The organism is Streptomyces yunnanensis, from assembly GCF_029011865.1.
Classification (GTDB): Bacteria; Actinomycetota; Actinomycetes; order Streptomycetales; family Streptomycetaceae; genus Streptomyces; species Streptomyces yunnanensis.
In genome coordinates, this window is record NZ_CP095749.1 from 4,372,649 (window position 1) to 4,394,540 (window position 21,892).

Annotated in this window: 20 protein-coding genes; 8 read left to right on the forward strand and 12 right to left on the reverse strand. The window is 74.1% G+C overall.

Going from position 1 to position 21,892, the window contains the following annotated elements:
• Positions 1–135: 135 nt before the first annotated feature.
• A complete protein-coding gene (locus MOV08_RS18740; RefSeq protein ID WP_275308198.1) occupies positions 136–957 on the reverse strand; it encodes a class I SAM-dependent methyltransferase in 822 nt (273 codons plus the stop codon).
• A gap of 231 nt (positions 958–1,188) precedes the next feature.
• On the opposite strand from MOV08_RS18740, the gene MOV08_RS18745 reads away from it, so the two are divergent.
• Positions 1,189–2,160: a hypothetical protein gene (locus MOV08_RS18745; RefSeq protein WP_275308199.1), complete on the forward strand. Its 972-nt coding sequence runs from the start codon at positions 1,189–1,191 to the stop codon at positions 2,158–2,160.
• Here MOV08_RS18745 and MOV08_RS18750 read toward each other — a convergent pair.
• Together MOV08_RS18750 and MOV08_RS18755 are read right to left on the reverse strand one after the other, a co-directional pair.
• Positions 2,157–2,708, reverse strand: coding sequence for a hypothetical protein (locus MOV08_RS18750; RefSeq protein ID WP_275308201.1), 552 nt, complete (start codon positions 2,706–2,708; stop codon positions 2,157–2,159). The genes MOV08_RS18745 and MOV08_RS18750 overlap by 4 nt on opposite strands.
• Positions 2,709–2,775: 67 nt before the next feature.
• Positions 2,776–3,186 carry an SH3 domain-containing protein gene (locus MOV08_RS18755; RefSeq protein ID WP_420834181.1) on the reverse strand — a complete coding sequence of 137 codons (411 nt, stop codon included), beginning with the start codon at positions 3,184–3,186 and terminating at the stop codon, positions 2,776–2,778.
• A gap of 209 nt (positions 3,187–3,395) precedes the next feature.
• Between MOV08_RS18755 and MOV08_RS18760 the strand changes: the two genes are divergently transcribed.
• The 3 genes from MOV08_RS18760 (at position 3,396) to MOV08_RS18770 (ending at position 6,621) form a co-directional block, all read left to right on the forward strand.
• On the forward strand, positions 3,396–5,708 hold the full coding sequence (locus MOV08_RS18760) for a serine/threonine-protein kinase (RefSeq protein WP_275308203.1): 2,313 nt from the start codon (positions 3,396–3,398) through the stop codon (positions 5,706–5,708).
• 252 nt (positions 5,709–5,960) lie between these two features.
• Positions 5,961–6,275, forward strand: coding sequence for a hypothetical protein (locus MOV08_RS18765; protein WP_039634073.1), 315 nt, complete (start codon positions 5,961–5,963; stop codon positions 6,273–6,275).
• Position 6,276: 1 nt separating this feature from the next.
• Complete coding sequence (locus MOV08_RS18770) at positions 6,277–6,621, forward strand: WXG100 family type VII secretion target (protein WP_039634075.1); 345 nt, start codon at positions 6,277–6,279, stop codon at positions 6,619–6,621.
• Between the two features lie 40 nt (positions 6,622–6,661).
• Here the strand turns inward: MOV08_RS18770 and MOV08_RS18775 are convergent, their stop codons facing one another.
• Together MOV08_RS18775 and MOV08_RS18780 are read right to left on the reverse strand one after the other, a co-directional pair.
• Positions 6,662–7,507, reverse strand: a complete 846-nt coding sequence (locus tag MOV08_RS18775; RefSeq protein ID WP_275308205.1) for a DUF4097 family beta strand repeat-containing protein — start codon at positions 7,505–7,507, stop codon at positions 6,662–6,664.
• A gap of 260 nt (positions 7,508–7,767) precedes the next feature.
• Positions 7,768–8,286 carry a toxin-antitoxin system HicB family antitoxin gene (locus MOV08_RS18780; protein WP_039634079.1) on the reverse strand — a complete coding sequence of 173 codons (519 nt, stop codon included), beginning with the start codon at positions 8,284–8,286 and terminating at the stop codon, positions 7,768–7,770.
• 28 nt (positions 8,287–8,314) lie between these two features.
• Here MOV08_RS18780 and MOV08_RS18785 point away from each other — a divergent pair, with 28 nt between their 5' ends.
• A complete protein-coding gene (locus MOV08_RS18785; protein ID WP_275308207.1) occupies positions 8,315–8,458 on the forward strand; it encodes a hypothetical protein in 144 nt (47 codons plus the stop codon).
• 655 nt (positions 8,459–9,113) lie between these two features.
• Here the strand turns inward: MOV08_RS18785 and ilvD are convergent.
• The 3 genes from ilvD to MOV08_RS18800 form a co-directional block, all read right to left on the reverse strand.
• Complete coding sequence (gene ilvD, locus MOV08_RS18790; protein WP_275308209.1) at positions 9,114–10,964, reverse strand: dihydroxy-acid dehydratase; 1,851 nt, start codon at positions 10,962–10,964, stop codon at positions 9,114–9,116.
• A gap of 196 nt (positions 10,965–11,160) precedes the next feature.
• Positions 11,161–11,973 carry a sugar phosphate isomerase/epimerase family protein gene (locus MOV08_RS18795; RefSeq protein WP_039634081.1) on the reverse strand — a complete coding sequence of 271 codons (813 nt, stop codon included), beginning with the start codon at positions 11,971–11,973 and terminating at the stop codon, positions 11,161–11,163.
• A 264-nt stretch (positions 11,974–12,237) separates the two neighbouring features.
• Positions 12,238–13,164, reverse strand: coding sequence for a Ppx/GppA family phosphatase (locus MOV08_RS18800; protein WP_039634083.1), 927 nt, complete (start codon positions 13,162–13,164; stop codon positions 12,238–12,240).
• 57 nt (positions 13,165–13,221) lie between these two features.
• Here MOV08_RS18800 and MOV08_RS18805 point away from each other — a divergent pair, with 57 nt between their 5' ends.
• Positions 13,222–14,088: a DUF3109 family protein gene (locus MOV08_RS18805; protein ID WP_275308211.1), complete on the forward strand. Its 867-nt coding sequence runs from the start codon at positions 13,222–13,224 to the stop codon at positions 14,086–14,088.
• A 24-nt stretch (positions 14,089–14,112) separates the two neighbouring features.
• Here the strand turns inward: MOV08_RS18805 and MOV08_RS18810 are convergent, their stop codons facing one another.
• Positions 14,113–15,870: a BACON domain-containing protein gene (locus MOV08_RS18810; protein WP_275308213.1), complete on the reverse strand. Its 1,758-nt coding sequence runs from the start codon at positions 15,868–15,870 to the stop codon at positions 14,113–14,115.
• Positions 15,871–16,097: 227 nt separating this feature from the next.
• Here MOV08_RS18810 and radA point away from each other — a divergent pair, with 227 nt between their 5' ends.
• Both radA and disA read left to right on the forward strand, forming a co-directional pair.
• Positions 16,098–17,510 carry a DNA repair protein RadA gene (radA, locus tag MOV08_RS18815; protein WP_039634089.1) on the forward strand — a complete coding sequence of 471 codons (1,413 nt, stop codon included), beginning with the start codon at positions 16,098–16,100 and terminating at the stop codon, positions 17,508–17,510.
• A gap of 132 nt (positions 17,511–17,642) precedes the next feature.
• Positions 17,643–18,764, forward strand: coding sequence for a DNA integrity scanning diadenylate cyclase DisA (gene disA, locus MOV08_RS18820; RefSeq protein WP_039634091.1), 1,122 nt, complete (start codon positions 17,643–17,645; stop codon positions 18,762–18,764).
• Positions 18,765–18,805: 41 nt separating this feature from the next.
• Here disA and MOV08_RS18825 read toward each other — a convergent pair whose 3' ends face one another.
• The 3 genes from MOV08_RS18825 to MOV08_RS18835 all read right to left on the reverse strand — a co-directional run bounded on the left by MOV08_RS18825 (position 18,806) and on the right by MOV08_RS18835 (position 21,731).
• Entirely contained in the window at positions 18,806–19,804 is a 999-nt protein-coding gene (locus MOV08_RS18825; RefSeq protein WP_275308215.1) for an NAD-dependent epimerase/dehydratase family protein, read from the reverse strand.
• Positions 19,805–19,932: 128 nt separating this feature from the next.
• Positions 19,933–20,760, reverse strand: coding sequence for a hypothetical protein (locus tag MOV08_RS18830; RefSeq protein WP_275308217.1), 828 nt, complete (start codon positions 20,758–20,760; stop codon positions 19,933–19,935).
• 311 nt (positions 20,761–21,071) lie between these two features.
• Positions 21,072–21,731 (reverse strand): pyridoxamine 5'-phosphate oxidase family protein, encoded by a 660-nt coding sequence (locus tag MOV08_RS18835; RefSeq protein ID WP_275308218.1) that lies wholly within the window; start codon positions 21,729–21,731, stop codon positions 21,072–21,074.
• Positions 21,732–21,892: the final 161 nt, after the last annotated feature.

The window sequence follows — 21,892 nt, forward strand, 5'->3', positions numbered from 1 at the left end:
TCCCGCCTCCCCGCCCCTCGGCCGCGGCCCGTGCGCCGGCGGCCTCCGGGACGGGGACGACGCTACGGGGTGGGGTGGGGTCGGGTAGGGCGGGGGTGCCGGGGAGCGGGTGTACGGGCGCGGGGTGACGGGGGCTCAGGAAGCCGGCCGCCGGGCGACGGTGAGGTCCAGGCGGTACGCCTCCTCGACCCGGCCGCCCGGGAAGACCTCCAGGAGCGCGGCCCGCTCGTCCTCCAGTACGGGGGCGGCCGCCGGGCCGAGCGCGGCGAAGTACGAACGGCTGCCGAGCATCGCGAGGTGGGTGGCGAGCGGGACGGTGCGCGTCCAGCGCAGCACCCTGGTCTCCGGGCGCAGCCCCAGCCCCAGGCCGCGGATCAGGCCGGCGGCCTGGGAGGTGATGCCGTGGGCGTAGTAGCCGGGCAGCCGGCGGGCGATCCGGGCCTCCTGGGCGGCGGCCCACGGGACGTCCGGATCGGGCACGTTCCACCACAGCGCCAGCGCGCCGCCCGGCCGCAGCACCTCCCCCGAGCTCTTAAAGAGCAGGGGGACCCCCACCGCCTCCGGGACCGAGCGGGCCGGGTCCGTCCAGTGCCACGCCTGGGCGTAGCCGACGAGGTCGAAGGCGGCCCGGTCGGCGAACGGCAGGGCGTCGCCGCTGGCCCGCACGAGCGGGATCCCGGGGTGCCCGGCGCGCAGTTCGGCGGCCATCGCCGCGCTCGGCTCCACGGCCGTGACCCGCGCGCCGCGCGCCCGGAGCAGCCCGCTGGCGATCCCCGTACCGGCGCCGACGTCCAGCACCCGGGCCCCGGCGAGCGGCCGCCCGGCCAGCTCCTCGACCGCGTCGAACAGGGCCGGCGGATAGCCGGGCCGGGCCGCCGCGTACTGCCCGGCGACCGCGCCGAAGGTCCGGGCGAGCGTGGTGTGCCCCGGAGACTGCGGGGGCTGTGGGGACGTCATGTCACGGATCCTGCCCGTGCCACCCGTTGACCGAACGCGGGCGCGGGCGCGGACGTCGACGCGGACCCCGACATGGACCCGGGCATGGATGTGGACGTGGATGTGGACGTGGGCACCCGGCCGGGTGTGCCGGTCCCGCCGTACATGCCGCCGTACGCACCGGAACCGGGCATTCCTCCCGGAGAATGTGCCGGCGGGCACCACATCCGACGGGGGAAACGAGGAAGAGCCATGCGCGCACGCGGCATCAACTACGACACCGGGTTCCTGCCGGCGGAGGACCTCTCACGCACGAGCTTCGGCGAGGCGGTGGTGCGCCGCGACATGGGCGTGATCGCCCGGGAGCTGCACTGCGACGCGGTGCGGATCTCCGGCGGGCGGCCCGAGCGGCTGAGCACCGCGGCGGGGTGCGCGGCGGAGGCCGGGCTGGAGGTGTGGTTCGCGCCGTTCCCCGTGGACCTCACGCCCGAGGAGCTGCTGCCGTTCTTCGCGGAGTGCGCCGAGCGGGCGGAGCGGATCCGGCGCTCCGGGGCCGAGGTGGTCTTCGTCGCCGGGTGCGAGCTCAGCGCGTTCTGCAAGGGCTTCCTCCCCGGGGAGGGCTACGGCGACCGGCTCCGCGCGATGACCACCGCCGATGTGGACTGGTGGAGGTCGCTGGGCCCGGTGGCGGAGCGGCTGAACACCTTCCTCGCCCAGGTGGCCACGACCGTGCGGGCCCGCTTCGGTGGCCGGATCACCTACGCCTCCGGGCCCTGGGAGGCGATCGACTGGACGCCGTTCGACCTGGTCGGGGTGGACGCGTACCGGGCCGCGTACAACGCCGACACCTTCCGGGAGGAGCTGCGCGGGCACGCGGCACACGGCAAGCCGGTCGCGGTGACCGAGTTCGGGACGTGCCCCTACGCGGGCGCGGGCGAGCTGGGCGGCATGGCCTGGCGGCCGCCGGCCGACGCGGTGCCGGACGAGGGCGAGCAGGTGCGGTACTTCCACGAACTCCTCGACGCCTTCGAGACGGAGGGGGTGGACACCGCGCTGTGGTTCACCTTCGCCGGCTTCGGCAAGGTAGACCGGCATGCCGACCTCTCCTCCTACGGCGTGGTGCGGATGACCGACGAGGAGGCGCACTGGGAGCCACGCGAGATGTTCCGGGCGATGGCCGACCGCTACGCCGGCCAGGGCGGACCCGCCCAGAGCTTCTCCTAGCGGCGCTTCTTGCCCAGCTTCGTCCCTGATCCCGCGCCCGTCCCGTTCGGCTTCGGCTTGCGCGCCGCCGGGTTCCCGGCGCGGGATTCCCGGCGCCGGGAGTACCGCTCCCGCGCCGCCTCGTACTCGGCCCGGCGCAGCTTCTCACCGGGCGCCTCGGCCAGGCTGCGGCAGAAGTAGGCGAGCAGCGTGCCGATGAAGCCGATCATCATCAGGCTCTGCATCGACCGCTCGGCACCGCTGTCGGCCGACGGGTCCGCGCGGCGCACGAACCCGTCCCAGGTGCGGCGGAAGGCCAGCGCGCTGCAGACGGCGAAGCCGGCCAGCACGAGAACGTTGACGAACGAGCCGACCTCGGCGATCTCCAGTCCCTGGAAGGCGAACCGCAGCACCGCCGCCCCGGCCGCGGCGAGCACCAGCGAGCCCACCGCGACACCGACCCGGCGCAGGCCGTAGCCGCCGTCGTGCTCGACCCAGGTGGTGCCGAAGAAACGGATCTCCTCCGGCTCCGGGCCGCCCTGGGCCGCCGTCCGCTGCGCATCGCTCATGGTGTCGATTATCCCCGGGGCCCGGCGGCCGGCCCGTGGAGCCCGCCGGGCCGCCGGGTCGCTCAGGTCAGCTCATGCAGCTGGGCGCGACCATGCCGTCACTGCCCGTGTGGACGTAGGTGTCGGAGATGTACTCGCCGGGCGCGATGTTGTCCCAGATGTTGGAGGAGCCGTAGGGGCCGGCCACCCACTGGCCGCGCGTCTGGCAGCGGATCTGGACCTGGGCGCCGGCCGGGAGCTGGCGGACCAGCGCGGTGTTGGTGCCGGCCCCCTGGCGGACGTTGACGCGGTAGCCGGGCGCGAGGGGGTAGGTGGTCCGGCCGGCGAGCGCGGCGGCGAGCGGTGCGGCGCCGGCCGTCGCATCGGTCGCCGCCTCCGCCGCCGCGTCCGTCACGGCGCCGTTCGCGACGGCCTCGTCGACGTCCGTGGCCGCCCCGGTGTCCGGCCCGGCGCTCCCGGCGAATTCCTGTGTGGTCATTTCTGCTTCCCCCCGTGTGGTCGATGCCTTGAGTGGCTGGTTTCGGTCGTCGGCTGCCCGCGGTTGCCGGGCAGCCGTCTGCGGGCGCCTGTTCGACGCCCGCGACGCGCACGCTAGCAAGCCTCACCCGTCCCGGACGTGCCATGGACTAGGCTCCGCGCGTCGCACCTGCGACCGATTTGGCAAGGGGAAGACTCGGGGGTGGAACGATGCCGCCGCTGCGCGATTCCGGGCCCGGCCCGGAAGCGGAGCGTCCGGAATACGCCGGGCACTACCCTCTGGAGGCGCGGCTGGGCTCCGGGGGAATGGGCGTGGTCCATCTGGCCCGGTCCTCCTCCGGACTGCTGCTCGCGGTCAAGGTCATCCACGCCGAATTCGCCCAAGACCCGGAGTTCCGGGGGCGATTCCGACAGGAGGTGGCCGCCGCCCGACGGGTCAGCGGGGCCTTCACGGCACCCGTCGTCGATGCCGACCCGGACGCCGCACGGCCCTGGATGGCGACCCTCCACATCGCCGGCCCGACCCTCTCCGAACACGTCAAGCGGAACGGCCCGCTGACCCCCGTCGAGGTGCGCCAGCTGGGTGCGGGCCTCGCCGAGGCGCTGCGCGACATTCACCGCGCGGGAGTGGTGCACCGCGATCTCAAGCCCGGCAATGTGCTGCTCGCCGCCGACGGCCCGAAAGTCATCGACTTCGGCATCTCCCGGCCGTCGGACAGCGAGATGCGCACCGAGACCGGGAAGCTGATCGGCACCCCGCCGTTCATGGCCCCCGAGCAGTTCCAGCGCCCGCGCGAGGTCGGACCGGCGGCGGACGTCTTCGCCCTGGGGTCGGTGCTGGTGCACGCCGCCACCGGCCGCGGCCCGTTCGACTCGGAGAGCCCCTACCTCGTCGCGTACCAGGTGGTGCACGACGACGCGGACCTGTCGGGCGTGCCGGAGGAACTGGTGCCGCTCGTCGAGAGCTGCCTGGCCAAGGACCCGGCGGACCGCCCGACGCCGGACCGGCTGATGCAACTGCTGCACACGGACGCGCCGATGACGCTGCCGGCCACCCCTCCTGCCCCCGGCGAGGCGCTGCCGCAGACGGTGCAGGGCACCCGGATACCCGCCCAACGGCAGCCGATCCGTGCCGAGGCCACCCCGCCGCGCGCCGAGACCACCCATGTCCGCGCCCGCACCCCGGACGTGGCCCGCGCCCCCGACGTGCCGCACGCGCCGGACGCGAACCACGAGCCCGCCGACCCGCCGCCCGCTCCCGAGGACGCCCCCGGCGCCGCCCCGGCCCCCCGAAGGGCACGTGCCCGTCGCCGCCTCCTCTGGGCCGCCGCGGCCCTCGCCGTCGCCGCCGCCGCGATCGGCGGCACCTGGGCCCTCACCTCGGACGCGCCGGACGATCCGGCCCTCCAGACGCACGCCCCGCGCACCCTTCGCGCCGCCTTCCATCCCTGGCGCACCACGATCGTCGAGCGCCCCGCCGGTCATGACGCCGAGATGCCGTACTGCACGGCCGGTGCCGGCGCGGTCTTCTGCGGCCAGTCCGGTCTGCCGGCCGCCCGCCTCGCCCCCGGCACGGGTGCGGTGACCTGGCGTCACACCGGTGCCCCGGCGGGCCCGGAGGCCGTCTCCCCCACCGCCCCGGTCCTCTCCGGCGGCCTCCTCTACGTCTTCACCGGAGACGGCAAGCGCCTGCTGGCCCTCGATCCGTCCCCGGACGGCAAGGGCGCCCTCCGCTGGAGCCTGGACGTCTCCGGCTACGAGGGCGGCGCCGCGGTCGTCGCCGACCGCATCCTCCTGACCGCCGCCGACGGCACGGTCACCGCCCTGGACACCACCACGCACGCCCAGCGGTGGAGCAAGCGCTTCCCCGGCCACCGGCTCCCCCACTTCGCCAGCCACGGCGACCCGCACACCGCCTACGCCGCCGAGACCCTCACCGCCGGCCCCGCCCCCGCCACCCAACTCACCGCCATCGACCCGTCCGACGGCTCGGTCCACTGGTCCCACCGGCTCCCCGGCACGCTCACCCTGGCCGGCCCCACCGCATCCGGTGCCCTCTTCCTCACCATCGGCGACCCGACCTACGACGGCTATGTCTCCGGCGTGCTCCGCTACGACCCGGCCACCCGCCAGAGCCGGAAGTTCCCGCTGGCCGCGCCCCTGCCCGGGGTCTCGTCCGCCGTCCACGGCGAGACGGTGTACGTGTTGGCCGAGGGCGGCGCCCTCCAGGCCGTCGGCGAACGCAGCTGGGACACCGAGACCTCCGTCAGCCGCGGCTCGACCCCCGTCGTCAGCGGCGACCGCCTCTACTTCACCGCCGCGGACGGCCGGCTGCTGGCCGTCGACACCACCACCGGCGCCCTCCTCGGCCAGACCCCGCCCCGGCTCGCCGCCACCCGCCACAACGGCTTCCTCCAGGCCGTCCCCGCCCCGACCCTGGACACCGCCCACGGCCGCGTCTACGCCGCCTCCCCCGACGGCACGGTCTTCGGCGTGAGCACGGAGAAACCGGAGCGCTGGTGAGCCGACGGGGGTGAGGGCACGCGGGCCGGCGGCGACCTCCCCCCTCCCCCGGCGTCAGCATCGGCGTCGGCGTCGGCCCATTGCCCTCGGCATGGCCGGATGTGTTCGGCGCCCGGCCGGCCGCCGTCGCCCCAACTCCCCGGTCATCAAGGGTTCGTGAATTCCGCGGCCGGTACGCCCCATCCGTGGGGCCCGTCTGCCTAGCCTCCCTGGGCACATTGATCACACGCGACATCACCACGGGGGCCAGCTGTGCCGCACCAGCTCTTTTCCTTCCGTCCCGAACCGGTCACCGCACTGGCCGAGGGCTTCACCGCCGCCGCCGACCATCTCGACGACCGCGTCGGCGCGTTCGCCTCGCGGCCCCTCAAAGTTCCCGATCCCGTCGGCATGAGGCCCGAGCCCGCCGAGGCCCTCTCCCCGTACCGGGAGATGACCCACCGCACCGCGACGGCGCTGAGGGAGATATCCGCGGACCTGCGGGACCACGCCGCCGGTCTGCACCACGCCGTCGCCGCCTACCAGGGCGCCGAGGACGCGCGGGCCCTGCGGTTCCGGGGGAAGTGACATGGCCGACCAACCGCAGGAACAACGGACGCGGACCGAGACGGGCTTCGAGTTGCTCGCCCCCGACGCGGATCCGTCCGCCCTACGGGCCTGCGCCGACGTATGGCGGCGCATGGCCCACGACCTGAAGACCACCATCGAGGCCCGGGACCGGGAGGTCGCCCGCCTCGGCGACAACTGGACCGGCGCGGCGGCCGACGCCTTCCACGCCCGCTGGAACCGCACCAGGGCGAAGGCGGAGAAGGCCCTGCCGCACCTGGCCGCCGTCGCCGAGCAGTTGGACCACACCGCCGACGCCCTCCAGGAGGCCGACGACCGGGCCCACCCGGCGGACACCTTGGCGTGATCATGACATCACGCGTGTCGCTGGGTCGGCGGGCGGGCGCTCAGACCCGGGCGCGCAGGATGTCGATGTTGCCGTGCCGGGTCCGGGCGCGGACCTCGACGGTGCCCTCGGCCCCCTCCGGGGCCTCGGACGCGGCGAGCATGTTGCGCACCTGCCCGGAGCCGGCGCTGACGTCGAGCCAGGCGGCCGTGCCCTCGCGGATGCCGACCTCGATGGCGCCGTAGGAGGTCTCCAACTGGACGGTGCCGCGGGCGACTTCGGCGACCCGCAGGGTGCCGTGGGCGGTGGTGGCGGCGACCGAGCCCTCGGCGCGCGCGATGTCGATGTCGCCGGTGGCGTTCTTCACCTTCAGGTCGCCGGTCACGGCACCGACGGTCGTCGTGCCGTGCGAGTTCTTCAGGACGGCGGGGCCGTCGACGGTGCCGACGCGCAGGCTGCCGGTGCTGGTGGTGATCTCGGCCAGGCCCTCGACCCGGTCCACCGTGATCGAGCCGTGCGACGCGGTCAGTTGCAGCGGTCCGGTCGCGTCGAGGCGGACGTCGCCGGACGAGGTCTTCACGCGGACCTCGCCGAGCCGGCCCTCGCCGAGCACCTGGGCCCAGGAACCGGTCATGTCGACGCGCGAGCCCGCGGGCAGTTCGACCGTCACATCGACGGTGCCGGGGCGGCGCAGCGAATTGCGCAGCTTGGGGGTCCGGACGGTCAGGGTGCCGCTCGCGTAGGTGACCTCGGTCTGCTCGGCCGACCGCACGTCCCGGTCCTGCTCGGGGTCGCGGGGCCGTACCTCGACGACCGCGTCGGGGCGGTCGCCCGCGGTGAAGCGGATGGAGCCGGCCTCCACGTGGGCGGTGACGGCGATCGGTCCGGAAGTGTCGAAAGAAGGCATGGCTGTACCGTCCTCTTGGGTCCTGGGAGCGTCCCTGCTGGTGGGACGTGGTGTGAAAAGAAGTGGTGTGGGGGCGGGTGCGGCTAGGGCCTGTCGTCAAACTCCCGTCGTCCGCCCGGAGGGCGGGCCGGGCGGTGTCCGGTGCGTGCTCTCGGCGTGCCGGGCGATGGCCCCTGTACGGGCGTACTGGGGTCATCGCCCGGTGCGGCGAGAGTACGTGACGGGCGACGACCGGCAGACGGGAGTTTGACCGACAGGCCCTAGCGCACCCAGCCCGTGAAGCTCTGTCCCATGGTCTGGGTCTGCCGCGTCGCACGCGGCTGCGTGCCGCCGGAGACCGCGGCCGAAACGGCCCGCACCAGCCATGCGTTGACCGACAGGCCCTCACGGCTCGCGGCCTCCTCGGCGCGCGCCTTGAGGTGGGCCGGCAGCCGCAGATTGACGCGGGCGGTGCCGCCCTCGTCGCCGTCGGCGGGCGCCTGCGCCCTGAGTGGCTCGACGGGCAGGGCGGCCGCTTCCGCGGGGCCGCCGCCGGTGGGCGGCGGCGTCACCACGAAGTCGGGGTCCAGCCCGCGCAGCCGTACGTCGACCGAGCCGGGGGCGAGCTCACGGGTGATCTCGTCCATCGCGGCGGAGAGCACGTTGAGCATGGTCAGGCGGGTCGCCGACTCCAGAGGAGCGGTGAGTCGCTCGGCCATCTCACGGGCGTCTTCCCCGCCGGCTTCGGCGGCCACCGCGAGTTCACGGCGGAGAGTGTCGACATACGGGGTGAGGTCCATGACGCCATCATGGCACCATCATGGCGTCATGAGCAAGCCCAAGCGATGCCACACATGGATTACCCGTCAAGGAAACCGCTCTGACCTGGGAAAACGTAAAGGAATCAGCCTGAGTCACTGCGGCGCCATGTGCGCCCGCACGCGCCCGATGGCGCGCAATGGCACCACGTGACACCACATGGCACCACTCGACATCACTCGACGGCACTCGACGGCACGGCAACACCGTGACGACATCACGCCCCGCCCCGACACGTCCCCCGCACCCCACCCGTCACCCCGCCCACAACAGCAAAACCCCCACGGCCCGGCGCTCCTCTTCGGAGCGGCGACCTGGGGGTCGTTCACCACGGCTTTCACCCGGGGCGAGTTGGCGGGTCGATGGCCACAACGGCCGGGCGACGGCTCCCGTCTCGGCGGGAAACCGTCGCCGCTCTCACTTCCAGTCCGCGTAACCGGGCTCCGCCTGCCATCCTTGCGGCGGTTCCAGATACGGCGATACGCGCCCGCAGGCCGTGCACGCCCACCTGCCGTGCAGCCCTTCGACGACGGCACCGCACTCGCAGACGTGCGACGTCACCACTGCCAACGCGTCGGCAGGACCAGGCTCGGCAGGACCAGGTTCGTCAGCCATCATGCCCTCAGTATCTCACTGGGTATGGCCACAATTAGGGCACACGTTCTGTGAACCTTGACTCCACATCATCGCGCCATATTCCGGACAGTTCACGCCTTCTGCTCCCCCCTCCTCGGGAGAGGGGAGACTATCGAGGGCGTGCGTCGCGGGGGAAGGGCGCCGCGTGACGCTCCTGGCCGGGCGGCCGGGCTCAGCCCAGCTTGCTCACGTCGCGCACCGCGCCCTTGTCCGCGCTGGTGGCCATGGCCGCGTAGGCGCGCAGGGCCGCGGAGACCTTGCGGTCGCGGTCCTTCGGGGCGTAGACGCCGCCGAGGGCCTCCCGGCGGGCGGCCAACTCCTCTTCGCCGACGAGGAGTTCGATCGAGCGGTGGGGGATGTCGATGCGGATGCGGTCGCCGTCCTCGACGAGGGCGATGGTGCCGCCGGAGGCCGCCTCGGGGGAGGCGTGGCCGATGGAGAGGCCGGACGTGCCGCCGGAGAAGCGGCCGTCGGTGACCAGGGCGCACGTCTTGCCCAGGCCGCGGCCCTTCAGGAACGAGGTCGGGTAGAGCATCTCCTGCATGCCCGGGCCGCCCTTGGGGCCCTCGTAGCGGATGACGACGACGTCGCCCTCCTTGACCTGCTTGTTGAGGATCTTCTCGACGGCCTCGTCCTGGGACTCGCAGACGACGGCGGGACCCTCGAAGGTCCAGATGGACTCGTCGACGCCGGCGGTCTTCACCACGCACCCGTCGAGGGCGATGTTGCCCTTGAGGACGGCCAGGCCGCCGTCCTTGGAGTAGGCGTGCTCGACGGAGCGGATGCAGCCGCCGGCGGCGTCCACGTCCAGGGTCTCCCAGCGCTCGGACTGGGAGAAGGCGGTGGCCGAGCGCTTGCAGCCGGGGGCGGCGTGCCACAGCTCGACGGCCTCGGCGGACGGCGAACCGCCGCGCACGTCCCAGGTCTTGAGCCACTCGGCGAGGGTGGTGGCGTGGACGGAGTGGACGTCCTCGCTGAGCATGCCGCCGCGGTACAGCTCGCCGAGGATGGCGGGGATGCCGCCGGCGCGGTGCACGTCCTCCATGTAGTACGTGCCGCCGGGGGCGATGTTCGGGGCGACCTTGGCCAGGCACGGGACGCGGCGGGAGACCGCGTCGATGTCCCTGAGGTCGTAGTCCAGACCGGCCTCCTGGGCGGCGGCCAGCAGGTGCAGGATCGTGTTGGTCGAGCCGCCCATGGCGATGTCCAGGGCCATGGCGTTCTCGAAGGCGTCGCGGGTGGCGATGTTGCGCGGCAGGACGGACTCGTCGCCGTCCTCGTAGTAGCGCTTGGTGATCTCGACGACCGTGCGGCCGGCGTTCTCGTAGAGGGCGCGGCGGGCGGTGTGGGTGGCGAGGACCGAGCCGTTGCCGGGGAGGCTCAGGCCGATGGCCTCGGTCAGGCAGTTCATGGAGTTGGCGGTGAACATGCCGGAACAGGAGCCGCAGGTGGGGCAGGCGTTCTCCTCGATGCGGAGGACGTCCGCGTCGGAGACACTGTCGTTGGAGGCGTCCACCATCGCGTCGATCAGGTCGAGCTTGCGGACCGTGCCGTCGACGAGGGTGGCCTGGCCGGCCTCCATCGGGCCGCCGGAGACGAAGACCACCGGGATGTTGAGGCGCAGCGCGGCCATCAGCATGCCGGGGGTGATCTTGTCGCAGTTGGAGATGCAGATCAGCGCGTCGGCGCAGTGCGCCTCGACCATGTACTCGACCGAGTCCGCGATCAGGTCGCGGGAGGGCAGGGAGTACAGCATGCCGCCGTGGCCCATCGCGATGCCGTCGTCGACCGCGATGGTGTTGAACTCGCGGGGGACGGCGCCGGCGGCGCGGATGGCGTCGGAGACGATCCGGCCGACCGGGGCGAGGTGGGTGTGGCCGGGCACGAACTCGGTGAAGGAGTTGGCGACCGCGACGATCGGCTTGCCGATGTCCTCGCTCGCTACGCCCGAGGCCCGCATAAGGGCGCGGGCGCCCGCCATGTTGCGGCCATGGGTAACGGTGCGGGACCTCAGCTCGGGCACGATGGTCACTCCCTCGGGATACGGACGTACGGCGCGGCGCCATACAACAGGCACAGCAGGTACGGCAGGCCATACAGCAGCTGATCCCGAGATTACGCTCTTGATCCAAGATCCGGACACCGGCTCCGGTATGTGAGATGACCGACCGGAGTGCGGACGGGCGGTGCCATCGCGCGGCATCCGGCGGGGCGGTCGGCTACTTGCCGGGGACCCAGGTCGGGGACGCCAGGTGGAGGCGGGTGAAGGCCAGTGCCTCGGCCAGGTCGGCCTCGCGTTCGGCGGCGGACATCGCCCGGCGGGTGTTGACCTCGACCACCACGTGGCCGTCGAACCCGGTGGCGGCCAGCCGCTCCAGCAGCTCCGCGCAGGGCTGGCTGCCGCGGCCCGGCACCAGGTGCTCGTCCTTGGCGGAGCCGTTGCCGTCCGCGAGGTGGACGTGGGCCAGCCGGTCGCCCATCCGCTCCACCATCGCCAGCGCGTCGTGGCGGGCGGTGGCGGTGTGCGAGAGGTCGACGGTGAAGTGCCGGTAGTCGTCGTTGGTGGGGTCCCAGTCGGGGGCGTAGGCGAGCATCTCGCGGTCGCGGTAGCGCCAGGGGTACATGTTCTCCACCGCGAACCGGACGTCGGTCTCGCCCTCCATCCGCCAGATGCCGCGGACGAACTCCCGTGCGTAGTTGCGTTGCCAGCGGAACGGCGGGTGCACCACGACCGTGGTGGCGCCGAGCTTCTCGGCCGCGATGCGGGCGCGCTGGAGCTTGACCCACGGGTCGGTGGACCAGACCCGTTGGGTGATCAGCAGGCAGGGCGCGTGGACGGCCAGCACCGGCACGCCGTGGTAGTCCGAGAGCCGGCGCAGCGCCTCTATGTCCTGGCTGACCGGGTCGGTCCACACCATGACCTCGACGCCGTCGTAGCCCAGGCGCGCGGCGATCTCGAAGGCCGTCGCCGTCGACTCCGGATAGACCGAAGCCGTGGACAGCGCGACCTTCGCATCGGGGATGCGCACCACTGGCTCTGTCACGAGGGACAGCGTACGGGCCGGAAACCGGCACGGGGCAGGACGTGAGAACCGCCACGGCCACCCGACGGGACGCCTGTGACGCACGAGGCCCGGTGCAACGCCTGTGGCGCCCCGACTCCACGGCGCACGATGTGATCTCCACCGCATTCGGGCAGGCCGGGCGCACCCGCACGCTCCGGGGCGCGCCCGGCCGCGCCGCCGCGGGGGACGGGCCCGCGCAGCCGTCCGCCGTCGCGCAGGCCGGGCAACCGCCTACGGAAGGTGGTCCAACCGCCGCAGGATGACCCCTTCCCGCAGCGCCCAGGGGCAGATCTCCAAGGTCTCCACCCCGAACAGGTCCATCGCCGCCTCGGCCACCAGCGCCCCCGCCAGCAGCTGCCGCGAGCGCCCCTCGGACACCCCCGGGAGCCCGCTCCGCTCCCGGGAGCTCATCTGGGCCAGCCGCGGCACCCACTCCTCCAGCTTCTTGCGGGACAGCTCGCGCTGGACGTACAGCCCCTCCGCTGAGCGCGCCGCGCCCGCGATCCGGGCCAGCTGTTTGAAGGTCTTGGAGGTCCCGACGACCTGGTCGGGGGTGCCGTGCCGGGAGAAGTCGCTGACCGTGCGGGCGATCCCGGCGCGCACCCGACGGCGCAGCGCCCGGATGTCCTCCGGGTCCGGCGGATCGGCCCGCAGGTCGGCGCCGGTCAGCCGGCCCGCGCCGTACGGCAGCGAGACCGCCACGTCCGGGTCCTCGTCGAGGCCGTAGGCGATCTCCAGCGAGCCGCCGCCGATGTCCAGGACGAGCAGCCGGCCGGCCGACCAGCCCAGCCAGCGGCGGGCGGCCAGGAAGGTCAGCCGCGCCTCGTCCTCGCCGGAGAGGACCTGGAGGGTGACCCCGGTCTCCTCGGTGAGGTGGCGCAGCACCTCCTCGCCGTTGGTGGCCTCGCGGATCGCGGAGGTGGCGAACGGGAGCACGTCCTCGACGCCCTTGTCCTCGGCGACCTGCATCGCCTCTTGGATGGTGAGCACCAGGCGGTGGACACCGGCCTCGTTTATGGCGCCGGCCTCGTCGAGGAGTTCGGCCAGGCGCAGTTCCGCCTTGTGCGAGTAGGCGGGCAGCGGGCGCGCGCCGGGGTGTGCGTCCACCACCAGGAGGTGGACGGTATTCGAACCCACATCGAGGACACCGAGTCTCATACGTGGAAACCTACTGCCGCGACAGGGCACACTCGGTGCCGGCCGTACGCTGGACCCGTGGCAAAGACGAAACAGGCGAAGCACGAAAAGGCCCTGAAGAAGGAAGAAAAGCGGCGCGCCAAGGCCGCCGCGGCCGCGCAGTCCGGCGACGGGGCCACGGCCGACGAGGTCGGCCTCGACTTCGCCCGCGCCTGGGTCACCTTCCCCGACCCGGGCGACGACGAGCAGCTCTTCCGCTGCGACCTGACCTGGCTGACCTCCCGCTGGACCTGCATCTTCGGCAGCGGCTGCCAGGGCATCCAGGCCGGCCGGGCGGACGACGGCTGCTGCACGCTGGGCGCGCACTTCTCCGACGAGGAGGACGAGGAGCGCGTCGCGCAGCACATGGCGCGGCTCACCCCCGACCTGTGGCAGTTCCACGACGTCGGCACCGGGACCGGGTGGATCGAGGAGGACGAGGACGGCGAGCGGCAGACCCGCCGCTGGCAGGGCTCCTGCATCTTCCAGAACCGCCCCGGCTTCCAGGGCGGCGCCGGCTGCTCGCTGCACATCCTCGCGCTCCGCGAGGGCCGCGAGCCGCTGGAGACCAAGCCGGACGTCTGCTGGCAGCTACCGGTCCGGCGCACCTACGACTGGATCGACCGGCCGGACGACACCCAGATCCTCCAGGTCACCATCGGCGAGTACGACCGCCGCGGCTGGGGCCCCGGCGGCCACGACCTGCACTGGTGGTGCACCTCGGCGACCTCCGCGCACGGCGCCGGCGACCCGGTCTACGTCACCTACAAGCCGGAGCTGACCGAGCTGATGGGCAAGGCCGGTTACGCCAAGCTCGTCGAGCTGTGCGAGCAGCGGCTGGCCTCGCAGCTGCCGCTGGCGCCGCACCCGGCCGACCCGAAGCCGCGGGCCGCCGACGCGACGTAGTCGGCGGCGCGGCGGCGCGGCGGGTCAGTCCGGCGGGCGGGTGGTGTGCTTCGGCGTCGGCGGCGGGGTGGGTCCCGTGGTCGGCGCCGGGGTCCCGGTCGGTCCGGGGTGCGTGGGTGTCGGGGACGGCGCCGGTGGTGTCGGGGCGGGCCGGGTGGGCCGCGGCGACGGCCGCGGCGCCGGGTGGCTGGGCCGCGGGCGCGGGGTGCCGGACGAGGGCCGGCCCGGCCCGGGAGCGGGCTGGGTCGCCCCGTGCCCCTTCAGGGTGACGACGCGACCGCCGGGCTCGATGGCGATCGCGGACCGCCAGTTCCCGTCGGGCTCCCGGTCGTGGTCCACCGAGACCGTGATCCTCGCGACCTGCCCCGGATCCAACTGCCCGGCGGTGTGGCTCAGTTGGAGCCAGGGCGCATCGGCCGCCGCCCGCCAGCGCACCGGGGTGCCGCCGGAGGCGCGGATCGTGACGACCGTGGTGTCCTCGACCGGCTGCGCGTCGATCGTCAGCCGGCCCGGGCCCTTCTCCTCCCGTTCGTCGGGCGGCGTCGGGCCGTCGTCCGCGCCCAGCACCGCGACCGAGACGTCCGGTGCCTCGTCGTCGAGCGGGAGCTCGGGGCGCGGGGACCGCGACCGGGTGTTGCCCGCGTTCTCGTAGGGACGGCCGTCGAGCCTGTCGCCCGGCATCGCCCGCACCTCGTTGGCCGCCACGGTCGGCATGACGTCCGTCTCGCCGGTCTCCGGGGCGCCTCGGTACGCCGCCCACAGCGCGAACACCGGCGCCGCCAGCACGGTCGCCACGACGGTGGTGGTCAGCGCGCGGTTGCGCAGCCGCCGGCGACGGGCGGAGCGATCCGTGGGAGCGACCGGGAAACCCTTGCGGTCATAGCGTGGAGAACCGTTTGCTCCACCGCTCCGGCCGGCCGTGGCGAGGGCGGCCCCGGGCACGCCCTCGGCCCGCCCCGACCGGGACGTCCGGGCCGCCACCAGCGCCGCGCAGATCGCCGCCCGGTCCGCGGTGACCAGCGGCAGCCCGCCCTGCTCGGCCGGTGCGGTGCCCGGCCAGGGCCCGGCGGCGGTGGCCCGCTCGGCGGTCCGGCGGCACTCCGCGCAGTCGTCGACGTGGCGCACCAACTCCCGGCGGAGCGCCGCGCCCAGCAGCATCTGGCTGTCCCCGGCCAGCCGGGCCACGTCCGGACATCGCCCGAACTCGACCACCGCCAGCGCCGCCCGGGTCCGCTCCACCTCGCAGGAGGCGGCGGCCAGTCGCGTGCGGGTGGCGGCCGGGTCGGCCCCGGTCACCGCGGCGATCTCCTCCGGCGCCAGCCGGTGCCGCACCGACAGCTCCAGCACCTCGCGCTGCTCGGGCGTGGTGCCGGCCGCCTCCGGCCAGGCCAGTGCGGCCAGTTCCCGCTGCCGGGCCGGCGTGCGCCCGGAGTCGGGCGGGCCGATCGCGTCCGGGGCGGCCTGCTCGGCGAGCCGGCGCAGGCACGCCCAGCGGGCCAGGGCGTAGAGCCAGGGGCGGAAGAGTGCCGGGTCGCCGGGGCGGCGGCCGTACTGGCGCTCGGCGAGCGCCAGGGTCTCGCCGAGGACCACAGCTGCCGTGTCGTGCTCGCACAGCACGGACAGGCAGTAGGTGAACAGCCCGTCCAGATGGGGCTCGTAGCGGTCCTGGTGCTCGGGGCGGGTGGGCCGCCCGTCGGTCTGCGGCCGGTGCCGGCGCGGCGCGGCGGTGCGCGACCGGAGTGCGCCGGTGGTGTGCCTAGGGTGCTCGGGCCTGCTGCTCATCACCCCGGCGACGGTAGGCGGATGATGCAGCCGCTCCTGTGTAGCAGGGTCACTTTTAACCCGTACGGGTGACCATCTCCCTCAAAAGGGGACACAAATCTGCTAAATGCCCGTCGCCTGCGCGCGGCGCACGCCACCCGGTCGGTGCAACGGCCTCCGGCGGGGGTCCCCGCTCGTCGAGAGCTCGGGGGACGCCCACTGTCACACCCCGCCGCTACGGTGGCGGCATGGCAACTCGTAAATCGTCGGCCAAGGATCGCCCCTCGTACCGCTGCACCGAGTGCGGCTGGACCACCGCCAAGTGGCTCGGCCGCTGCCCGGAGTGCCAGGCGTGGGGCACGGTCGAGGAGTTCGGCGGCGCCCCCGCGGTGCGCACCACCGCGCCCGGCCGGGTCACCACCGCCGCCCTGCCCATCGGCCAGGTCGACGGCAAGCAGGCCACCGCCCGCTCGACCGGCGTGCCCGAGCTGGACCGCGTCCTGGGCGGCGGGCTGGTCCCCGGCGCGGTCGTGCTGCTGGCCGGCGAGCCCGGCGTCGGCAAGTCCACCCTCCTGCTGGACGTCGCCGCCAAGGCCGCCTCCGCCGAGCACCGCACGCTCTATGTGACCGGCGAGGAGTCCGCCGGCCAGGTCCGGCTGCGCGCCGACCGCATCGGCGCCCTCGACGAGGATCTCTATCTGGCCGCCGAGACGGACCTGTCCGCCGTCCTCGGCCATCTGGACAGCGTCAAGCCCTCACTGCTGATCATGGACTCCGTGCAGACCGTCGCCTCCCCGGAGATCGACGGCGCCCCCGGCGGCATGGCCCAGGTCCGCGAGGTCGCCGGCGCCCTGATCCGGGCGTCCAAGGAGCGCGGCATGTCCACCCTGCTGGTCGGCCACGTCACCAAGGACGGCGCCATCGCCGGCCCCCGCCTCCTGGAGCACCTGGTCGACGTCGTCCTGCACTTCGAGGGCGACCGGCACGCCCGCCTCCGCCTCGTCCGCGGCGTGAAGAACCGCTACGGCACCACCGACGAGGTCGGCTGCTTCGAGCTGCACGACGAGGGCATCACCGGCCTCGCCGACCCCTCCGGCCTCTTCCTGACCCGCCGCGCCGAGCCGGTGCCCGGGACGTGCCTGACGGTCACCCTGGAGGGCCGCCGCCCGCTGGTCGCCGAGGTCCAGGCGCTGACCGTCGACTCCCAGATCCCCTCCCCCCGGCGCACCACCTCCGGCCTGGAGACCTCCCGGGTCTCGATGATGCTCGCCGTCCTGGAGCAGCGCGGCCGGATCAGCGCCCTGGGCAAGCGCGACATCTACAGCGCCACGGTCGGCGGGGTGAAGCTCAGCGAGCCGGCCGCCGACCTCGCCGTCGCCCTCGCGCTGGCCAGCGCCGCCAGCGACACCCCGCTGCCCAAGAACCTCGTCGCCATCGGCGAGGTCGGGCTGGCCGGGGAGGTCCGGAGGGTCACCGGCGTCCAGCGCCGTCTGTCGGAGGCCGCCCGGCTCGGCTTCACGCACGCCCTGGTCCCCACCGACCCCGGCAAGATCCCCGACGGGATGCGGGTCATGGAGGTCGCCGACGTCGGACAGGCGTTGTCCGTGCTGCCCAAGCGGGTCCGCCGGGAGGCCCCGCGGGAGGAGGAAGCGCGCCGGTAGACTTTGCCCCGGTCTCGCCCGTCACCGCCGTCCCACCGCCGGCTGCGTAGCTCCTGGGTACTCTCCGTGTGGTACGCACCGCGGCACCGGCCGGGCGGCCCGGACCGACAGACCATGCGACGGAGGAGTGCAGTGGCAGCGAACGACCGGGCGTCGTCTCCCGGCAGGTCCGCAGGGACCGGCACCGAGAGCCTGATGCGCGCCTCGCTGAGCGCCGTCGCGCCCGGTACGGCCCTGCGGGACGGCCTGGAGCGCATCCTCCGCGGCAATACGGGCGGCCTGATCGTCCTCGGCTTCGACAAGACCGTCGAGTCCATGTGCACCGGTGGTTTCGCGCTGGACGTCGAGTTCTCCGCCACCCGCCTGCGCGAGCTGTGCAAGCTCGACGGCGCGCTGGTCCTCGACAAGGACATCACCAAGATCCTCCGCGCCGGCGTCCAGCTGGTGCCGGACGCCTCCATCCCCACCGAGGAGACCGGCACCCGCCACCGCACCGCCCAGCGGGTCTCCATCCAGACCAACTTCCCGGTGGTCTCGGTCAGCCAGTCCATGCGCCTGATCGCGCTCTACGTGGACGGCGAGCGCCGCGTCCTGGAGGAGTCCGCCGCGATCCTCTCCCGCGCCAACCAGGCGCTGGCCACCCTGGAGCGCTACAAGCTCCGCCTCGACGAGGTCGCCGGCACCCTCTCCGCCCTGGAGATCGAGGACCTGGTCACGGTCCGCGACGTCTCCGCGGTCGCCCAGCGCCTGGAGATGGTCCGCCGGATCGCCACCGAGATCGCCGAGTACGTCGTCGAACTGGGCACCGACGGCCGCCTGCTGGCCCTCCAGCTCGAAGAGCTGATCGCCGGGGTGGAGCCGGAGCGCGAGCTGGTCGCCCGGGACTACGTCCCCGAGCCCACCGCCAAGCGCTCCCGCACGGTCGCCGAGGCACTGGCCGAGCTGGACGCCCTCACCCACACCGAGCTGCTCGAACTCCCCATAGTGGCCCGCGCGTTGGGCTACAGCGGCTCGCCCGAGACGCTGGACTCGGCGGTCTCGCCGCGCGGCTTCCGGCTGCTGGCGAAGGTCCCCCGCCTCCCCGGCGCCGTCATCGACCGCCTGGTCGACCACTTCGGCGGCCTCCAGAAGCTCCTCGCCGCCAGCGTCGACGACCTCCAGGCGGTCGAGGGCGTCGGCGAGACCCGCGCCCGCTCGGTCCGCGAGGGCCTCTCCCGCCTGGCGGAGTCGTCGATCCTGGAGCGGTACGTCTAGGAGGTTTCCGCCGTGGGGCCCCGGGCCCCACGGCCCCGCCCCTACGCCTCCCGCCCCAGCACCGCCGCCTCCTTCTCCGTCGGCAGTCCCAGGGCCGGCCGGTCCGGGCGTTGTGGTGCCACCCCGCCGATGCCGCGCAACCACTGCCAGGTGTCCGCCACCGTCTCGCCGACCGGCCGGCAACGCAGCCCCGCCGCCAGCGCCTTGGAGACGTCGGCGCCGTGCATCGCGTCGTGCAGCTCGCCCGGCGGCAGCCAGACCGGCAGCTCCGTCCACGGCTCGATGCCCGCCGCCAGCACGTCCTCCGGCGCCGTCCACCGCAGTTCGGCCGAGGAGCCGGTGACCCGCGCACAGCTCTCCAGCAGCTCGCCCATGGAGGCGTGCCCCGACTCGCTCACCAGGCTGTACGCGCCGGACCGCCGGTCCCGTACGGCGTCCAGGGTCCACTCCGCGAGGTCGCGGGCGTCGATGTACTGCAACGGCAGGTCGCGCGGGCCGGGCGCCAGGACCGGCCCGCCGCGCGCGATCCGGTTCAGCCACCACGGCAACCGCCCGATGTTCTCGTACGGGCCGAGGATCAGCCCCGCGCGGACCAGCAGCGCCCGGTCCTCCCCGAACGCCTCGATGGCGGCGAGTTCACCGCCCCGCTTGGCGCGCGCGTAGTCGTCGGCGTCGGTCGCGGCCGGGTCGGCGCCCGCCACCACCGGCGCGGACTCGCTGATCCGCCCGGTGGGCGGGAAGGCGTAGACCGAACCGCTGGAGATGTACGCGTAGCCGCCCGCCCGGTCGGCCAGCAGGCGGGCCGCGTCCCGGACCGCCACCGGTGCGGCGCTCCAGGTGTCCACGACGGCGTCCCACGCGCCGCCCTCCAGGGCGGCCAGCCCGCCCTCCGCCAGCCGGTCGCCGTGCAGCACGGTGACCCCCTCGGGTGCCGCGTGCCGCCCCCGGTGGAAGACCGTGACGTCCCAGTTCCGGGCCAGCGCCGCCTCGGCCAGCGCCCGCCCCACGAACTCCGTACCGCCCAGAATCAGTAGCCTCATGGCGGCGACTGTGCCCCAGCGGCCGGACCGCCACCAGTGGTGCACGCTGTGAGCGGATCACCTACGGGCGGAACTTCCGGAGGCGGCTCTTCCGTGTACCGCCGGGCCGCACCGTCCCGTGCCGGGCGTCAGTCCTTGGCCAGTTCGAACGACGCGTGGACCGCGGTCAGCCCCGGCACCTTCGCCTGGACCAGGTACGTGCCGGCCGGCACCGCGGCCGCGCTCGGTGTCTCGCACTGGGGGCCGCTGGCCCGCCGGTCCCACTCGACGGTGCGGCTCACCGTGGCCTTGGCGGGCACCTGGAGCAGCGCCGGGCCCGCGCCGGTCGCGCAGTCGTCGGAGGCCCACACCCGGTCGTCGCCCGCGGTGTCGGTGATGGTGAGCACCGCCGCCTTGCGTCCGAGGTCCACCTTGCACGCCGCGCCACCGGTGTTCTGCACGGCCAGCTGGAACTTCGGCTTGTCGTCGGGCGCGTAGGAGTCCTTGACGCTCTTCAGCGTCAACTTCACCGTCTCGGAACCGCAGTTGGGGAGCGAGGGGCCCGCCGCGACGACGTCGCCGCCCGCGGGCTGCCCGATCGGCGCGCTGCCGGAGCCGGCACCGCCCGCGCCGGAACCGCCGCCGGAGCCCCCGCTCCCGCCGTCCGACCCCGCGCCGCCCCCGGAGCTCGAACCGCCGCCCGATCCCGAACCGCCGCCGGACCCCGACTCGTCGCGGCCGCCCGGCTTTTGGCTGATCGCGGGGCCACTGGGCGCGGGCCCGGGCGTGATGGAGGCGGCGGGTCCGGATCCCGCTGCGCCCTTGCCCTCGTTGCCCGTCTTCCCGTCGCTTCCGCCCATGGTGAGCACCCACACCACCAGGGCGGTGAGGAGGATGACGACGGCCAGCGCAATGGCCCTCCGCCGCCAGTAGATGGAGGAGGGAAGCGGCCCGATCGGATTGCGCAGTGATCCCACGCGAAAACTCTACGAGAGATCCGCACCGGCACCGGCCAGTACCCGCCGCATCAGGCTGCAACTTTTCCCATCATCAGCCCGGTGACCGTCCGTGGCCGTCCACCCCTGCGCCTTTCCGCCCGGACCGCGGCGCGCACCGCGCGGCGCACCGCTCGTCGCCAACCCCGCCCGCATGCCTGACATTTCGTCAGATTCCGCTCCTGGTGGCCGACTCCGTCCTCCCCCTCACCACGGAGCGGCGCCCTCACCACGGAACGGCGCGGTTCCCCTCCGACCACGGGACGCCCACCGGCACACGCCCCACGCCGGCGTCACCGCTCTCCGGCCGAGCCCTCACCGGCCCGCCCGGCAGCACCGGCCCCGCCCTCAGAGGCGCGCTGTACCCGCCACTCCTCCTTGTGGCCAAATCCCTGCGCATTGTCGATCAGCCGCAGCCAGTCCGGGCGCAGTTCCCACAGCGCGGTCCGCTCCAGTGCCGCGCGCAGTCGCTCGTCGGCCGCGACGAAGGGGAAGCGCGCGGTGTAGGCGCGCCATCCGGCGGCCCGTTCGTCGCCGTCCAACCGGCGGCAGCTCCCCCGCCCCTGGATCCCGGTCAGTCCGCTCCACTCCTGGCCGTCCCGCTGCACCGTGAACGCCGCCCGCGCGCCGGGCTCCCCCAGGGCCCGGCCGTGCCGGGTGCTCGCGGCGGTGACGAAGTACAGGACCGGCGCCCCGTCGGCGGCCTCCCCGGCGGCGTAGAGCACCGCGCACGCCTGCGGCCCGTCCTCGTCCGCGTACGCCAGCGTCATCGTGGTGTGCCCGTCCAGCGCCCGCCGGATCCCGGCCGGACAGGCCGCGTCGCCGACGGACCTGCCGGCCGCTCTCCCTCCCGCTTCCGCCGCCGCGCCGGCCTTCCCGACCGCCGTCCCGACCGCGTCACCGGACTCCGCCGCCCGGCCCCCGACGCCCTGCGCACCGCTCGTCTCCTCCATGTCTGCATCCTCGTACGCCACCGCCACGCCCGGCGCACCGACCCGTGGCCCGGTGGTGGTGCGACCGCCGGTAGCCCCCGCCCGCCGCCGGCCGGCCTTCCTGCGTGTGGGTGGGCGTGCGGCGGGGCGGGGCCGGTGCGTTTCCCGGGGGCGGGCGGGCG

Bases quoted from the DNA above. Each gene is read 5' to 3' on its own strand.
- MOV08_RS18740 (WP_275308198.1), bottom strand. From the start codon at position 957: ATGACGTCCCCACAGCCCCCGCAGTCTCCGGGGCACACCACGCTCGCC.
- MOV08_RS18745 (WP_275308199.1), top strand. From the start codon at position 1,189: ATGCGCGCACGCGGCATCAACTACGACACCGGGTTCCTGCCGGCGGAG.
- MOV08_RS18750 (WP_275308201.1), bottom strand. From the start codon at position 2,708: ATGAGCGATGCGCAGCGGACGGCGGCCCAGGGCGGCCCGGAGCCGGAG.
- MOV08_RS18755 (WP_420834181.1), bottom strand. From the start codon at position 3,186: ATGACCACACAGGAATTCGCCGGGAGCGCCGGGCCGGACACCGGGGCG.
- MOV08_RS18760 (WP_275308203.1), top strand. From the start codon at position 3,396: ATGCCGCCGCTGCGCGATTCCGGGCCCGGCCCGGAAGCGGAGCGTCCG.
- MOV08_RS18770 (WP_039634075.1), top strand. From the start codon at position 6,277: ATGGCCGACCAACCGCAGGAACAACGGACGCGGACCGAGACGGGCTTC.
- MOV08_RS18775 (WP_275308205.1), bottom strand. From the start codon at position 7,507: ATGCCTTCTTTCGACACTTCCGGACCGATCGCCGTCACCGCCCACGTG.
- MOV08_RS18780 (WP_039634079.1), bottom strand. From the start codon at position 8,286: ATGGACCTCACCCCGTATGTCGACACTCTCCGCCGTGAACTCGCGGTG.
- MOV08_RS18785 (WP_275308207.1), top strand. From the start codon at position 8,315: ATGAGCAAGCCCAAGCGATGCCACACATGGATTACCCGTCAAGGAAAC.
- MOV08_RS18800 (WP_039634083.1), bottom strand. From the start codon at position 13,164: ATGAGACTCGGTGTCCTCGATGTGGGTTCGAATACCGTCCACCTCCTG.
- MOV08_RS18810 (WP_275308213.1), bottom strand. From the start codon at position 15,870: ATGAGCAGCAGGCCCGAGCACCCTAGGCACACCACCGGCGCACTCCGG.
- radA (WP_039634089.1), top strand. From the start codon at position 16,098: ATGGCAACTCGTAAATCGTCGGCCAAGGATCGCCCCTCGTACCGCTGC.
- MOV08_RS18825 (WP_275308215.1), bottom strand. From the start codon at position 19,804: ATGAGGCTACTGATTCTGGGCGGTACGGAGTTCGTGGGGCGGGCGCTG.
- MOV08_RS18835 (WP_275308218.1), bottom strand. From the start codon at position 21,731: ATGGAGGAGACGAGCGGTGCGCAGGGCGTCGGGGGCCGGGCGGCGGAG.